Raw genomic sequence first — 14,144 nt, 5'->3', positions numbered from 1 at the left:
TCGGCGCGCCGGGAGAGGGGCCGTGCCGGGTCGGTCGCGGACAGATGCCCTGCATGTTGCGAACGGGTAACAAGGGCGTTCCTGGTCCGCGTCGGGGACTCGCCGGTGACAGACTGCTCACACCGGCGAGAAGGGCGAGACCACGGTGGTCAACGCCGACCACATCTGCCGGGACAGTGCATCCAGCGGGCTCGATGATCTCGAGGACCGTGAGCGAAGGAGATTCATATGCGTGTGACGCGGCGTTCCATCCTGGGGGCGACGGCTCTGACCGTCTCGATGACCGCGCTGGCGGCGTGCAGCCAGGACCCGGGGACCGGCGGCAGCGGCGGCGCCTCCGACGGCGGCGGCGAGGGCGAGCAGATCGCCTCCGACCAGAACGACATCAACCCCAAGGAGCGCGAGGAGATCGGCGAGGGCGGCGTCCTCCGCCTGGCCAACAATGCGTTCCCCGCGAACTGGAACACGTTCCACTCCGATGGCAACGAAGCCAACACCACGGACATGATGAACACGATGTACCCGGTCCTGTACCAGTACAGCGCCGCGGGCGAGGTGACCGCCAACCCGCACTACGCCAAGCGCATCGAGCTCACCTCCGAGGACCCTCAGGTCATGGAGATCGAGCTCAACGAGGGCATGACCTGGTCCGACGGCACCCCGATCGACTTCAAGTCGATCGAGAACGTCTTCAAGGTCATGGACGGCTCCCAGGAGGAGTACGCGATCGCGTCCTCGGTTGGTTACGACCAGGTCGAGAAGGTCGAGCAGGGTGACAGCGATCTGATCGCGGTCGTCACGTTCAAGGAGAAGTACGCGGACTGGATCGGCCTCGCCGCCGTCATGCCGGACTCGCTCGCCGAGTCCGCCGAGGCGTTCAACACCGGCTGGCAGGCCGAGCCCCTCGTGACCGCCGGGCCGTTCAAGATCGGCAAGATCGACGCGGCCAACAAGACCGTCCTCGTCGAGCCCGACGAGAACTGGTGGGGCGACAAGCCGTTCCTCGAGCAGGTCCTCTTCACCACCATCGAGGACCCGGCTGCGACCGCGACCAGCTTCCAGAACGGCCAGCTGGACGTCATCGAGACCACCGTCCCGGCGACGTACTCGGTGGTCGAGCCGCTGATCGGCAACGGTGCGGTGCTGCGCCAGGCCGCGGGCCCGAACTGGACCCACATCACCCTCAACGGCGCCGAGGGCCGGCCGCTCGCCGATCAGGCCGTGCGCCAGGCGATGTTCCGTGCGATCAACCGCGAGGACGTCTTCCTCTCGGTCAATTCGACGATGCCCTACCCGGAGAACACCGAGCCGCTGAACAACCACCTCCTGATGACCAACCAGGAGGGGTACCAGGACAACTCCGGCGACCTCGGGACCTATGACCCCGAGGCCGCGAAGAAGCTGCTCGAGGACGCGGGCTACACCCTGGAGGGCGAGGGCCAGGAGACGGTCGCCTCCAAGGACGGCACGCCGATCGAGATCACCTACGTCTACAACGACGGCTCGAAGACCAACGAGGCCGTGGTCCCGGTGGTCCAGGAGCAGCTCAAGGCCGTGGGCATCACCATGAAGGTGCAGAAGGTGCCGCCGACGGACCTCTTCTCGAAGTACGTCATCCCCGGCGAGTTCGACCTCACCCTCTTCGGCTGGGTCGGCAACCCGTTCCTCTCCTCCGGCGACTCCATCTGGAAGTCCGAGGGCGAGCAGAACTTCGGCAAGATCGGCGATCCGGACACGGACAAGCTCATCGACCAGGCCGCCGTCGAGACCGATCACGCCGCGCGCCTCGAGCTGATCAACCAGATCGACGCGAACCTGTGGGAGCTCGCCGGGACGATCCCGCTGTGGCAGTCCTACGACTTCTTCGTCCAGAACGAGGACCTCGCGAACTACGGCGCGTGGGGCTTCCAGAGCAAGGACTGGACCAAGATCGGCTACGTGACGGGCTCCGCCAAGCTCGAGGGCTGAGCTGACGCGCCCTGAGGACGGGGCCCCGGGCGGAGACGCCCGGGGCCTCGTCCCCGTTCGCGGGCCGGGCCCGACCGAACCGGTGGGGAACGGACCTCGTGGGCCGAGCCCGGAGCGTGGACCCCCGGTCTCGTGGCGGCGCGCCCGGCACCCGCGGGACCGAGGTCGTGCCTCGTCGCGAAGCGTGGGGGAGACTGGGCCCATGAGCTCCACCGACCTGCCCGTTCCCGTCCCGCCCCGGATCCTGGAACGCGCCGTGCCGGCGGACCGGCCCGCGGCGCAGCGGCACGATCTCGGCCGGTACCTGCGCCAGATGCGACTGCCGCAGCTGGGCGAGACCGGGCAGCGCCGCCTCGCCGGGGCGCGGGTCGCGGTGATCGGTGCGGGCGGGCTCGGCGCCCCGGCCCTGACCTATCTCGCGGCGGCGGGGGTCGGCGAGATCACCCTGTTCGACCCCGACACCGTCGACGCGACGAACCTGCACCGGCAGGTGCTGTTCGCCGAGGCGGATCTCGGCCGGCCGAAGGCCGTCGCCGCCGCCGAGCACCTGCATGCGCAGTCGCCGCAGGTCTCGGTGCGCGCCGTGGTCGAGGCGCTCACGCCGACCAATGCCCTCGAGCTACTCGCGGGCCACGACCTCGTCCTGGACGGGACCGACAACTTCCCCACCCGCTATCTCGCCTCCGACGCCTGCGAGATCCTCGACCTGCCGCTGGTGTGGGGCTCGATCCTCGCCTTCTCCGGACAGGTCAGCGTGTTCTGGGGCGCGGGCGGGCGCGGCGTCACCTATCGCGACGTCCACCCCGTCCCGCCGCGGCCCGGCGAGGTGCCCAGCTGCGCGGAGGCCGGGGTGCTCGGGATGCTCTGCGGCGTGATCGGCTCGACCATGGCGATGGAGGCGGTGAAGGTGCTCGCCGGGATGGGCGACGTGCTCTTCGGTCGACTCGCCCTCTACGACGCGCTGCGCGCCCGCTGGGACGAGCTGCCGCTGGTCCGGGGCCCGCAGCGGCTGCCGGTCACGGAGATCGAGGACGTGATGCTCACCTGCGGGCTGCCGGGGCCGACGGGCCCCGCCCGCGACGAGGTCACCGCCGAGGAGCTGCCCGCCCTGCTCGCGGCCGGGACGCGGGTGATCGACATCCGCGAGGAGCGGGAGCTGGCCGAGGGCGGCATGGTCGCCGGCGCCGAGCACCTCCCGATGGGGGAGCTGCTCCGACGTGCGGGCGGCAGTGCGGCGTCGGACGGGAACGGAGCCGCGGGCTCGGAGCGCGACGGCGCGGTGCCAGCAGCGGCGGTACCTGCAGACGCGGGGCTGTCGGGCGCGGTGCTGTACTGCGCGGCGGGCGCACGCTCGGCGAGCACGCAGAGGGCGCTCGCCGAGGGGGGTATCCGGGTGCGCTCGCTCACGGGCGGCTTCGACGGGCTGGCCGGCAGCGAGGTCGAGATCCAGCGGCTCTGACACGGCCCGGCAGGGCGCGACCCCTGCCGCCGGGCAGGACCCGGGCTCAGCTCTCGGGAAGTACCCGGGCTCGACCGTCGGGCAGCGTGCGGGCTCAGCCGCCGGCGAACGGCGGGAGCACGTCCACGCGGGTGCCGGGGCCGAGGGCACGGCCGTGATCGGTGCAGGCTACGCCGTCGACCAGGAGGCTCGACCGGCCGATCACCCGGGTCGCCTCCGGGGAGGCGCCGGCGGTGAGGGCCTGGACGAGCTCGCCCACGGTGCGGGCGCGCACGGTCGCCTCGTCGGCCCCGAACTCGGCGGCCGCGCCCGCGAACAGGCGCACGGCGATCTCGGGCGCGGCGATCTCGGTGGCACGGGTGTCGGTCATCGGGTCCTCCTCATCCGCCGATCGCGCTCATCGGGCGCTCCGGCTGCACGAAATCGGCCCGGTCCATGCCGTGGCCGGCCTTCTTGCCCCACTGGGCGGCTCGCCAGATGTCGGCGATCGCCTCGTCGTCCGCTCCCGAGCGGAGCGCCGTGCGCAGGTCGGTCTCCTCGCGGGAGAACAGGCAGGTGCGCACGCGGCCCTCGGCGGTCAGGCGGGTGCGGCGGCAGTCGGCGCAGAAGGGGCGGGTCACCGAGGCGATGATCCCCACCCGGCCCCGGTGCAGGCCGGTGGCGCGGTCGGCGACCTCGTACAGCTCGGCGGGCGCGCCGTCGCGCGGCTCGGCGACGGGGGCGAGCGCGTAGCGGGGCGCGAGCATCTCGTGCACGTCCCCGGCGGTGATCATCGTGGAGCGCTCCCAGCGGTGGTCCGCGTCCAGCGGCATCTGCTCGATCACGCGCAGCTGCAGGTCCCGCTCGAGGCACCAGTCCAGCAGGTCGGGCAGTTCGTGGTCGTTGACCCCGGGCATCAGCACGGCGTTGACCTTGATCGGGTCCAGGCCCGCCGCGCGAGCCCCGTCGATCCCCGCGAGCACACGGTGCAGCAGAGGCCTGCGGGTGAGGCGCTCGAAGGTCTCCGAGACCACCGAGTCGAGCGAGACGTTGATCCGGTCGAGCCCCGCTTCCCGCAGCCGCTCCGCGCGATGGTCCAGGCCGATCGCGTTGGTGGTCAGGGAGATGTCGGGGCGGCGCTCGAGGGAGGCGACCCCGGCGATGATCTCCTCGAGATCGGGCCGGGTCAGCGGCTCCCCGCCGGTGAAGCGCACCTGCTCGATGCCGAGCCGCTCCACCCCGATGCGCACCAGGCGCACGATCTCCTCGACCGAGAGCAGCTGGTCCTTCTTGAGGAACACCATCCCCGACTCGGGCATGCAGTAGGTGCAGCGCAGGTTGCAGAAGTCCGTCAGCGACAGGCGCAGGTCCGTGGCCTCGCGTCCGAAGCGGTCCGCGAGCGCCGGGGTGTCCGGTCGGTCGGTGGTGTCCGGGAGCGCGCCAGCCGCCTCGTCGGTGCGGCGCGGCACCGGGATGCCGAGGGAGACCCGTCGAGACGACATGCGCGCACCTCCTGCTCAGCGGCCCGGCAGCTCCGGGGTCCCTCCAGGATAGGACGGCTCGGCGGGACGGGGGCGGGACTTCAGGGTGGGACCGGGCACGGACTCGACACGGACCGGGCGCTGGCGAGAGCTCCGCGCGCACGGGCCGGTCGGGCAGCGTCGGTCGCGAGCGCCATACTGGAGGGGACGAGGACGGGCCGATGAGGCACAGGAGAAGGAGGTCCGAGCGATGACCCGTGCGCAGCGCAGCCCGCTGGCGGACCACGTGGCCGACGCCGTCGCACTGCTCGCCGCCGTGCGGGCGACCGAGCCGGTCGCGTTGGACGGCAGGGCCGTCGGCCGCGTCGCCGCCCGGCCGCTGCGCTCGCACGTGGACGTGCCCGGCGTGGACAACTCGCAGATGGACGGCTTCGCCCTCGCGTCGGCCGATCTCGCGGGCCCCGGTGCCGCGGTGACGCTCCCGCTCGGGCCGACGATCGCTGCCGGCGATGCGCCGGGCCGGCTCGGGCCCGGGCAGGCGCGGCCGATCATGACCGGCGCGCCGCTCCCGGACGGGGCGGACCTCGTGGTCCCGGTCGAGGAGAGCGCCCAGGGGCGCTTCGACTCCGACGGCGAGGGTGCCGAGGGAGGCGGCGCGGGGGGCGAGGGAGCGCACGCCGCGCACGGCACGGACCCGGCGACCGTGACGCTCACACCGGCCGATGCCGCACCGGGCCGCTTCGTGCGCCGCCGCGGCTCCGACACCCATCGCGGGGACACCGTGCTGCGTGAGGGCCAGATGCTCACCCCCGCGCGGATCGCGCACCTCGCCGCCTGCGGCCTGAGCGAGGTCGAGGTGGGTGCGCCGGTGCGGGTCGTGGTGCTCTCGACCGGTTCCGAGGTGCGCGGCCCCTCGGGCGCGGAGCCCGCCCCCGGCACCCTCCATGACGCGAACGGACCCGGACTCGCCGCCGCGCTCACCGAGGCGGGCGCCGAGGTGGTCCACCGCGGCTCCGTGCCCGACGACGCGACGCTGCTGCTGGAGCGACTGCGCGACGAGGTCCTCGCGCACGACGCCGACCTGATCGTCACCAGCGGCGGCGTGAGCATGGGCGCCTTCGAGGTGGTGCGCCACGCCGCCGCGCTGCTCGGGACGACCCTCGCCTTCCCCACCCTCGCGATGCAGCCCGGCGGCCCCCAGGGCATCGGCACCCTCGAGGTGGACGGGCGGCGCGTGCCCTGGCTCGCCTTCCCCGGCAACCCCGTCTCCGCGCTGCTGAGCTGCGAGCTGATCGCCCGCCCCGCCCTCGGCGCCCCGCCGCGCCGACGGCTGCGCCTGCCCGTCCGCCTCGACGCCGAGGAGTCCTCGCCCGAGCACCTGGAGCAGTACCGTCGAGCGCGGGTCCTGCCCTCGGGCGCCGTGCGGCTGGTCGGCGGCGCGTCCTCGCACCTGATCGGCGGGTACGCCGCGGCCGATGCGCTCGCGATCGTCCCCGTCGGCGCCGCCGTCGTGCGCGACGGAGACCTGCTCGAGACCCTGCTGATCCCCGGAGGAGACTCATGACCACCGCCCCCGACCCTGTCGGCCGGTCGACCGACGCGGGCGAGCTCTCGCACGTGCGGGCCGACGGCACCGCCCACATGGTCGACGTGACCGCCAAGCAGGTCACCTCCCGCGAGGCGACCGCCCGCGCCGTCCTCGTCACCCGCGAGGACGTGGTGGCCCGGATCGCGAGCGGCGACCTGCCCAAGGGTGAGGCGCTCGCCACCGCGCGCCTGGCCGGGATCATGGGCGCCAAGCGCACCGCCGAACTGATCCCTCTGTGCCATCCGCTGCCGCTGACCGGCATCGAAGTCGACCTCGCCCCGCGCGGCGACCGCGTCGAGATCACCGCGACCGTGCGCACCAAGGGCGTCACCGGTGTGGAGATGGAGGCGCTGACCGCGGCGAGCACCGCCGCGCTGACCCTCTACGACATGATCAAGGCCGTGGACCACCTCGCCGCGATCGAGGAGATCCGGGTGCTCGCGAAGTCCGGCGGCAAGAGCGGGGACTGGCGCCGCGAGGAACCGCGACGACCGCGCGCGACAGGCGATGACCGCACATGACGAGCGATCGCTGCGCGCCACGAGCGATGACGCAGGAGGAGGAACGATGAGGCAGATGCCCGCCCAGCGCACCGATGAGGACTGCACGGTGCGCGAGGACTCGGACGCGCCGCCGCTCCTGCACGGCAGCGCCCGGATCATCATCGCCTCGACCCGCGCGGCCGACGGCACCTACGAGGACCGCACCGGCCCGCGGCTCGAGCGATGGCTGTGCGGGCGGGGCCTGGCACCCGTCGAGAAGCAGGTCGTGGCCGACGGCCCCGAGGTGGGCCGCGCGCTCGCCGCGGCGATCTCCGACGGCGTCGACGTGGTCATCACCTCCGGCGGCACCGGCATCAGCCCCACCGACGTCACCCCCGAGCAGACCGCGCCGCTGATCGAGCGGGAGATGCCCGGGATCCTCGAGGCCGTGCGCCGCCGGGGCGAGTCGGCGAAGGCCACCGCCCTGCTCAGCCGCGGCATCGCCGGGATGGCGGGACGGAGCTTCGTGGTGAACCTGCCGGGCTCCCGCGGCGGCGTGAAGGACGGCATCGCCGTGATCGACCCGCTGCTGGACCACCTGCTCGAGCAGCGCGACGGAGGGGACCACGGGCCGGAGGGCGGGGCGAGGGCCGATGGGTCCGACGACTCGGCCCGCGCCGCCATGACCACGGCGGCGATGAGCGAGTCCGACCCGATCGCGGAGGCGACGGACCCGGCGACCCCGTCGGACCCGGCCGACCCGACCCGCGGGACGACCACCTTCCCGGCGGACGGCACCGACGAGCGCGGCGACGCCCAGGCCCAGGGGCTGCGGATCGCGGGAGACCCCGCGATGGGGGAGGCTCCGCAGCGGGTGCGGCATGCCGCGGTCGGCACCGAGGAGATCACCGTGGCCGCCATGGCGGCAGCCGTCGCCGACCCGCGCTGCGGCGCCGTGGTCACCTTCGACGGCGTGGTGCGCGACCACGACGGCGGGCGCGGCGTGGACCGGCTCGAGTACACCTCCCATCCCTCGGCCCCTGCCGTGATCGCCGAGGTCGCCTCCGAGATCGCGGAGCGCTACCCGGACGCTCTCGTCGCGGTCGCCCATCGGGTCGGGCCCCTCGCCATCGGGGACTCCGCCCTCGTGTGCGCGATCGCGGCCCCGCACCGCAAGCAGGCCTTCGTCGCCTGCGACGAGCTCGTGGACACCGTCAAGCAGCGCGTCCCGATCTGGAAGCACCAGGTCTTCGACGACGGCGCGAGCGAATGGGTGGGTGCGCTGGGCTGAACCCGGTCGACTCCGACACCTGCGCGACACCTGCGGCCGCTACCGTTCCCGGCATGCGCATCCTGCACCTGACCGACACGCACCTCTACGGCGACCGGGACGCCCGCCACTACGACCGGATCGACACCACCGCCGCCCTGCGCGGGCTCCTGTCCCGCCTGGAGGGCCTTGCGGACATCGACGCCGTGGTCCACACCGGCGACGCCTCCGAGGACGGCACCGCCGAGAGCTACCGCCTGCTCCACGAGATCCTCGACCCCTTCGCCGCCGCTTTCGACGCGCCGCTCGCGATCGTCATGGGCAACCACGACGTCTCCGCCGTCTACGGCGAGGCGGTCGCCCCGGGCGAGCGGATCGCGCCGAGCCAGGACCGGGTCGTGCCGCTCGCCGGAGGGGCCCGTGCGGTCGTGCTCGACTCGAGCGTCCCCGGCGCCGGCTACGGCCACCTCGATCCCGAGCAGCTGGACTGGCTGCGTGGCCTCCTCGCCGAGCCCGCTCCAGGCGGGACCGTGCTCGCCATCCACCACCCGCCGCTCGTCGCGGCGACCCCGCTGCTGCGCGGCCTCGACCTCGACGGGCTCGACGAGCTCGCCGCCGTGCTCGACGGCTCCGACGTGCGGATCGTGCTCTCGGGCCACTATCACCACGAGATGACCGGCGAGATCGCCGGGATCCCGGTGCACGTCGCCCCCGGCATCACCAACGTGGTCGACCCCGTCGGGGCGGGCGCGGCCGAGCAGTCGCTCGCCCTGTCCGGCGTGAGCCTGGTGGAGCTGGGGGAGGGGGCGCCGCACGTGGTCACCTCGGTGTTCCCGAACGCCGGCGACACCCTCGCCGATGTGGAGCGCCCGGTCTACCGCTTCGCCCCCGAGCAGGTCGCACAGATCCTCGAGGCCGCCGGGCGCTGATCCGCGGCCCGGACATGCACGACGCCCCTGCAGGCACTGCCTGCAGGGGCGTCGTCGGCGGCGGCGCAGGGCGCGCGCCTGAGGAGATCAGTAGCCGAAGCCGTAGGGTCGGATGCCCTGGGAGCCGTGACGGGCGACGGAGGCGGTGGCATCGGCGCGATGGTCGCGGTGCGTGCCCGTCTCGACGATGTCCTGCGCGAGCTGGTCGTCGCGGCGACGGAGGGCGGAGCGGAGGGTGCGGATGAAGGCCATGGAGGATCTCCTCGGGTTCGGAGGGGTGTGAGCGTTGCGGACGGGCCCTGGATCGCAGGTGCGCCGTCGGTCTCGACATCCCCAGTCCTATCGCGCGCGGGGGCGTGGCGTCACGCCTTCGGGGACGACAAGTTATCGGGTTCACAAGAAGGGTGTGACCTGGGCATCCCTCGAGCCGCTCGGGGTGAGGGGGGTGACGAGAAAGCCGTGGCCTTCGAGCTCGGACCCTCGAGGCCGACCCCGAGGGGTTCGCGCAGCCCCAGGAGCGGAGCAGCCGAAGGAGCGGAGTTGGAGACGCGGCAGTCGGCTCGTCGTCAGCTCCATCGCCGCGCTCCCCGGGATCGCGGTGCCGGCGGAGCCGGGGAAGGTCGTGTGCGAGCGCGGCTCTCTCCTGGCGCGTGGCCTGCAGCGACGCGCGCAGCGCGACGCATCGAGCCGACACCCGGCCCAGATTTAGCACTCGCCTTGCGTGAGTGCCAGCCCTCGTCCTACAGTGGGCGCCGTTGGCAGTCGACGGCCGAGAGTGCCAGAAGCTGCTACGAGGGACCCGCCCCGGTCGGCACCGCGACGACGATCGGACCCGGGACCCGACCCCGAACTCATACAGAGTCAGTCTCTTCATGAAGGAGTGAGCCGCATGTCGGTCTCCATCAAGCCCCTCGAGGACCGCGTCGTCGTCAAGCCGCTCGAGGCGGAGCAGACCACCGCCTCCGGCCTGGTCATCCCTGACACCGCGAAGGAGAAGCCCCAGGAGGGCGAGGTCGTCGCCGTCGGCGCCGGTCGCTTCGACGACAAGGGCGAGCGTGTCCCCATGGACGTCAAGGTCGGCGACAAGGTCGTCTTCTCCAAGTACGGCGGCACCGAGCTCAAGTACGGCAACGAGGAGTTCCTGGTCCTCGGCGCGCGCGACATCCTCGCGATCATCGAGGCCTGATCCATGGCCAAGGAGATCCTGTACAACGAGGACGCGCGCCGCGCGCTCGAGCGGGGCGTGGACAAGCTCGCCAACACCGTCAAGGTGACGCTCGGGCCCAAGGGCCGCAACGTCGTCCTCGACAAGAAGTGGGGCGCCCCCACCATCACGAACGACGGCGTGACCATCGCCCGTGAGATCGAGCTCGAGGATCCCTACGAGAACCTCGGCGCTCAGCTCACGAAGGAGGTCGCGACCAAGACCAATGACGTGGCCGGCGACGGCACCACCACCGCCACCGTCCTCGCCCAGGCCATCGTGCACGAGGGTCTGCGCAACGTCGCCTCCGGCGCGGCGCCCGCCGCCCTCAAGCGCGGCATCGAGAAGGCCGTCGAGGCGCTCTCCGAGAAGCTCGGGGAGATCTCGACCCCGGTCGACGGCAAGGCCCAGATCGCGTCGGTCGCCTCGGTCTCCAGCCAGGACCGCGAGATCGGCGACCTGCTCGCCGAGGCCTTCGACAAGGTCGGCAAGGACGGCGTCATCACGGTGGAGGAGTCCTCCACCACCGCGATGGAGCTCGACTTCACCGAGGGCATGCAGTTCGACAAGGGCTTCATCTCCCCGCACTTCGTCACCGATGCGGACCGCCAGGAGGTCGTCCTCGAGGACGCGCAGGTGCTGCTGCACCAGGGCAAGATCTCGGCCGTGGCCGACATCCTCCCGCTGCTCGAGAAGGTGGTGGAGAGCGGTAAGCCGCTGTTCATCATCGCCGAGGACGTCGACGGCGAGGCCCTGTCCACGCTGGTCGTCAACAAGATCCGCGGCGCCTTCAAGGGAGCGGCCGTCAAGGCTCCCGCTTTCGGCGACCGCCGCAAGGCCATGCTCCAGGACATCGCCGTGCTCACCGGCGCCCAGGTCGTCACCTCCGACCTCGGCCTGGATCTCAAGACCGTCGACACCGACGTGCTCGGCCACGCCGGCCGCGTCGTCGTCACCAAGGATTCGACCACCATCGTGGGCGGGGCCGGCGACGACCAGGCCGTGGCCGATCGCGTCGCGCAGATCCGTGCGGAGATCGAGAACACCGACTCCGACTGGGATCGCGAGAAGCTCCAGGAGCGCCTCGCGAAGCTGGCCGGCGGCGTGTCCGTGATCAAGGTCGGGGCTCACACCGAGGTGGAGCTCAAGGAGAAGAAGATGCGCATCGAGGACGCGGTCTCCGCGACCCGCGCTGCCATCGAGGAGGGCATCGTCGCCGGCGGCGGCTCCGCCATCGTGCAGGCGTCCTCCGTCCTGGTCGACGACCTCGGCCTGACCGGCGACGAGGCCGTGGGCGTGCGCGCCGTGGCCCGTGCGGTCGTCGAGCCGCTGCGCTGGATCTCCGAGAACGCGGGCCTCGAGGGCTACGTCGTCGTGGAGAAGGTCAAGGAGGCGCAGGTCGGCACCGGCCTGAACGCCGCGACCGGCGAGTACGTCGACCTGGTCTCCGCCGGCATCATCGACCCGGTCAAGGTCACTCGTTCCGCCCTGCGGAACGCGGCCTCGATCGCGGGCCTGGTGCTGACCACCGAGACGCTGGTCATCGAGAAGAAGGACGAGGACGAGGAGGCCTGATCCTCCGAGTCGACGACCGGCATCCGCCGATCGCGTCCGACCCGACGGGGCGGGCGGTACGGGGAGACCCGCGCCGCCCGCCCCGTCGTCGTGCGCGCGGGGCCACACACTTCGGCCGGCCCGCGCCCGAGGAGACCGATCTGCCCGCGACAGGCGCGAGGAGCGCGAGGGGGACCCGGCCGCACGGCCCTCCCATGACGTGCCCGTCGGCCCTGGTCCCACCAGGGCCGACGGACACGTCCGTTCCTCGGGTCAATCCCCTCGCCGGTCCTGTGCGAGTCCTAAGATGAGCGGACCCGGCCGGGATGCGCCGGGACCGTCCTGGGAACGAGAGTCGGAGGAGCAGTGGTGACGAGCACGCCGGACACGCTGCCCCCGGCCGCCGGAGGGGACCTCCCCACGCGGACCTACGGGCCGCCCGCCGCCGTGGTGATCGGGGCGCTGATCATCGGCCTCGTTTTCGCGGTCGTGCTCGAGTTCCTCGTGATCATCAGCTTCGTCGGGCAGCGGCTCTGGCGCCATCCGGAGCTCATGCACGATGCCCTGTTCACCCTCCCGCTGGTGCTGTGGGTGCTGGTCGCCGTCGTCTCGAGCGTGATGACCCTGCGGGTGGTGACGCTGTGGCTGCAGCTGGACGAGGACGGCTTCGAGCTGCGCAGCCTCTTCCGGCCCACGCACAGGGCCCGCTGGGACGAGGTCGGCTCCGTGATCGCGGTGCGGGACATCGCCCGCGACTCCGGTTCCGCGGAGGCGCTCGACCCACCGGAGACCGCCTACGACGGCGTCTACGTGCTGGATCATCACGGCCGACGGCTCCTCGCCGTCTCGAGCCGCTTCTTCGGCGAGAGAGCGCAGCGGATGGCGCTGCAGCGGGCACGCGAGGCGGGGATCCGCATCGAGCACATCGATGCGATCACCCCCGCCGAGCTGAGGCGCGAGGCCCCGCAGGCGCTGACCTTCGTGGACCGCCACCCCACGCTGCTGCTGCTCGCGCTGCTGGCGTTCTACATCGGGCACAACGTGCTGACCTTCGCCGTGTGGGGGCTGTGACGCCGCAGGGCCCGACGTCGACCGGGCGGTCGGCGGCCGGCTTGCCGAAGGAGGGCCCGTCGGGCGGGGCGCCGTCGGGCGCAGGGCCGACGGGCGGGGCGCGGACGGGCGGGCCGGGGGAGGGGCGCGGGCCCGGCCGCGCCGCCCGCCGCCGCGCCCGCCGGCTCCCGCCCCCGCTGCCGCAGCGGGACGGTCTGGACGCGGTGCGCTGGCTCGTGCCGAGGGACGCTCCCGTCGGACCGGCGGCCTCGATGCTCCTCGCACGTTTCCCCGCCCTTGCGGACCCGGCCGCCACGCCGCTGGCCGAGCGCTTCGCCGCCGGGGAGGTGGTCGACGCCCGCGGGCGCGCGTGGGCGGCCGACGATGCCGTCGGCGCCGGCGACGAGCTGTGGTTCCACCGCGAGCTGCGCCCGGAGGAGGTGCCGGCCGAGCCGCTGCCGATCCTCTTCCGCGACGAGCACCTTCTGGTGATCGACAAGCCCCATGACGTGGCGACCATGCCACGCGGGGCCCATGTGCTCGCCAGCGCCCTGGTCCGCCTGCGCCGCGACACGGGGATCGAGCAGCTGGTGCCGCTGCACCGCCTGGACCGTCGCACCGCCGGGGTGCTCGCCTTCGGGGTGCGTCCCGAGGAGCGCAGCGCCTATCAGCAGCTCTTCGCGAGGCGAGAGGTCGACAAGCGCTACGCGGCGCTCGTCCTGCCCGGGCCCGGGTGCACGCTGCCGCGGACCGTCGGGGAGCGCGCCGAGCTCGCGGACCGGATGGAGAAGCGCCGTGGGGAGCTCACCGCGAGGATCGTGCCCGGCGCGCCGAACGCGCACACCGAGCTCGAGGTGCTCACCGCACGCGGCCCGGGAGCGGACGGCACCGGAGAGGCCGGCACGACGGAGGACGGGCCTTCGGGGGCCGGCTCTGCGGAGAGCCGCGCGCTGCTGCTGGGGCTGCGCCCCCGCACCGGACGCACCCATCAGCTGCGCCTCCAGCTCTCCTCCCGCGGCGCCCCGATCGCCGGCGAGGACCTCTACCCCGAGCCCTGCCCGGAGCCGGCCGGGCCGCTCCGGCTGCTGGCCCGCTCGCTCGCCTTCACCGATCCGGTGACCGGGCAGGCGAGGGAGTTCCGCAGCGGGCGTCGGCTCGCCGCCCTCGAGTGAGGAGGAGT

Annotated in this window: 13 protein-coding genes; 10 read left to right on the top strand and 3 right to left on the bottom strand. The window is 72.9% G+C overall.

Going from position 1 to position 14,144, the window contains the following annotated elements; translation table 11 throughout:
* Positions 1 to 228 precede the first annotated feature (228 nt).
* Both DEU31_RS06730 and DEU31_RS06725 read left to right on the top strand, forming a co-directional pair.
* A complete protein-coding gene (locus DEU31_RS06730; protein WP_133676567.1) occupies positions 229 to 1,968 on the top strand; it encodes an ABC transporter family substrate-binding protein in 1,740 nt (579 codons plus the stop codon).
* A gap of 202 nt (positions 1,969 to 2,170) precedes the next feature.
* Entirely contained in the window at positions 2,171 to 3,427 is a 1,257-nt protein-coding gene (locus tag DEU31_RS06725) for a HesA/MoeB/ThiF family protein (protein ID WP_133676566.1), read from the top strand.
* A 94-nt stretch (positions 3,428 to 3,521) separates the two neighbouring features.
* Here the strand turns inward: DEU31_RS06725 and DEU31_RS06720 are convergent, their stop codons facing one another.
* Both DEU31_RS06720 and moaA read right to left on the bottom strand, forming a co-directional pair.
* Positions 3,522 to 3,797: a MoaD/ThiS family protein gene (locus DEU31_RS06720; protein WP_133676565.1), complete on the bottom strand. Its 276-nt coding sequence runs from the start codon at positions 3,795 to 3,797 to the stop codon at positions 3,522 to 3,524.
* Positions 3,798 to 3,807: 10 nt separating this feature from the next.
* Entirely contained in the window at positions 3,808 to 4,908 is a 1,101-nt protein-coding gene (moaA, locus tag DEU31_RS06715) for a GTP 3',8-cyclase MoaA (protein ID WP_133676564.1), read from the bottom strand.
* A 229-nt stretch (positions 4,909 to 5,137) separates the two neighbouring features.
* On the opposite strand from moaA, the gene glp reads away from it, so the two are divergent.
* The 4 genes from glp to DEU31_RS06695 are packed head-to-tail and all read left to right on the top strand — an operon-like array spanning position 5,138 to position 9,156.
* A complete protein-coding gene (glp, locus tag DEU31_RS06710) occupies positions 5,138 to 6,451 on the top strand; it encodes a gephyrin-like molybdotransferase Glp (protein WP_133676563.1) in 1,314 nt (437 codons plus the stop codon).
* Positions 6,448 to 6,996, top strand: coding sequence for a cyclic pyranopterin monophosphate synthase MoaC (gene moaC, locus DEU31_RS06705; protein WP_133676562.1), 549 nt, complete (start codon positions 6,448 to 6,450; stop codon positions 6,994 to 6,996). The genes glp and moaC overlap by 4 nt, the downstream gene beginning before the upstream one ends.
* 46 nt (positions 6,997 to 7,042) lie before the next feature.
* A complete protein-coding gene (locus DEU31_RS17110; protein WP_133676561.1) occupies positions 7,043 to 8,248 on the top strand; it encodes a molybdenum cofactor biosynthesis protein MoaE in 1,206 nt (401 codons plus the stop codon).
* Between the two features lie 53 nt (positions 8,249 to 8,301).
* Positions 8,302 to 9,156, top strand: coding sequence for a metallophosphoesterase (locus DEU31_RS06695; protein ID WP_133676560.1), 855 nt, complete (start codon positions 8,302 to 8,304; stop codon positions 9,154 to 9,156).
* Positions 9,157 to 9,243: 87 nt separating this feature from the next.
* Here DEU31_RS06695 and DEU31_RS16760 read toward each other — a convergent pair whose 3' ends face one another.
* Positions 9,244 to 9,408, bottom strand: a complete 165-nt coding sequence (locus DEU31_RS16760) for a hypothetical protein (RefSeq protein WP_157998665.1) — start codon at positions 9,406 to 9,408, stop codon at positions 9,244 to 9,246.
* 637 nt (positions 9,409 to 10,045) lie between these two features.
* Between DEU31_RS16760 and groES the strand changes: the two genes are divergently transcribed.
* From groES to DEU31_RS06675, 4 genes are all read left to right on the top strand, one after another.
* Positions 10,046 to 10,342 carry a co-chaperone GroES gene (groES, locus tag DEU31_RS06690; RefSeq protein WP_010551191.1) on the top strand — a complete coding sequence of 99 codons (297 nt, stop codon included), beginning with the start codon at positions 10,046 to 10,048 and terminating at the stop codon, positions 10,340 to 10,342.
* A 3-nt stretch (positions 10,343 to 10,345) separates the two neighbouring features.
* Positions 10,346 to 11,935, top strand: a complete 1,590-nt coding sequence (gene groL, locus DEU31_RS06685) for a chaperonin GroEL (RefSeq protein WP_053917831.1) — start codon at positions 10,346 to 10,348, stop codon at positions 11,933 to 11,935.
* A 348-nt stretch (positions 11,936 to 12,283) separates the two neighbouring features.
* Positions 12,284 to 12,985: a hypothetical protein gene (locus DEU31_RS06680; protein ID WP_133676559.1), complete on the top strand. Its 702-nt coding sequence runs from the start codon at positions 12,284 to 12,286 to the stop codon at positions 12,983 to 12,985.
* 251 nt (positions 12,986 to 13,236) lie between these two features.
* Positions 13,237 to 14,136, top strand: a complete 900-nt coding sequence (locus DEU31_RS06675; protein WP_243733766.1) for a pseudouridine synthase — start codon at positions 13,237 to 13,239, stop codon at positions 14,134 to 14,136.
* Positions 14,137 to 14,144: the final 8 nt, after the last annotated feature.

Origin of the sequence: Brachybacterium sp. AG952 (assembly GCF_004362645.1) — a bacterium.
Lineage (GTDB): Bacteria > Actinomycetota > Actinomycetes > Actinomycetales > Dermabacteraceae > Brachybacterium > Brachybacterium conglomeratum.
The sequence above is the reverse complement of the archived record's forward strand: the minus strand, read 5'-3'. Positions and strand labels throughout refer to the sequence as shown.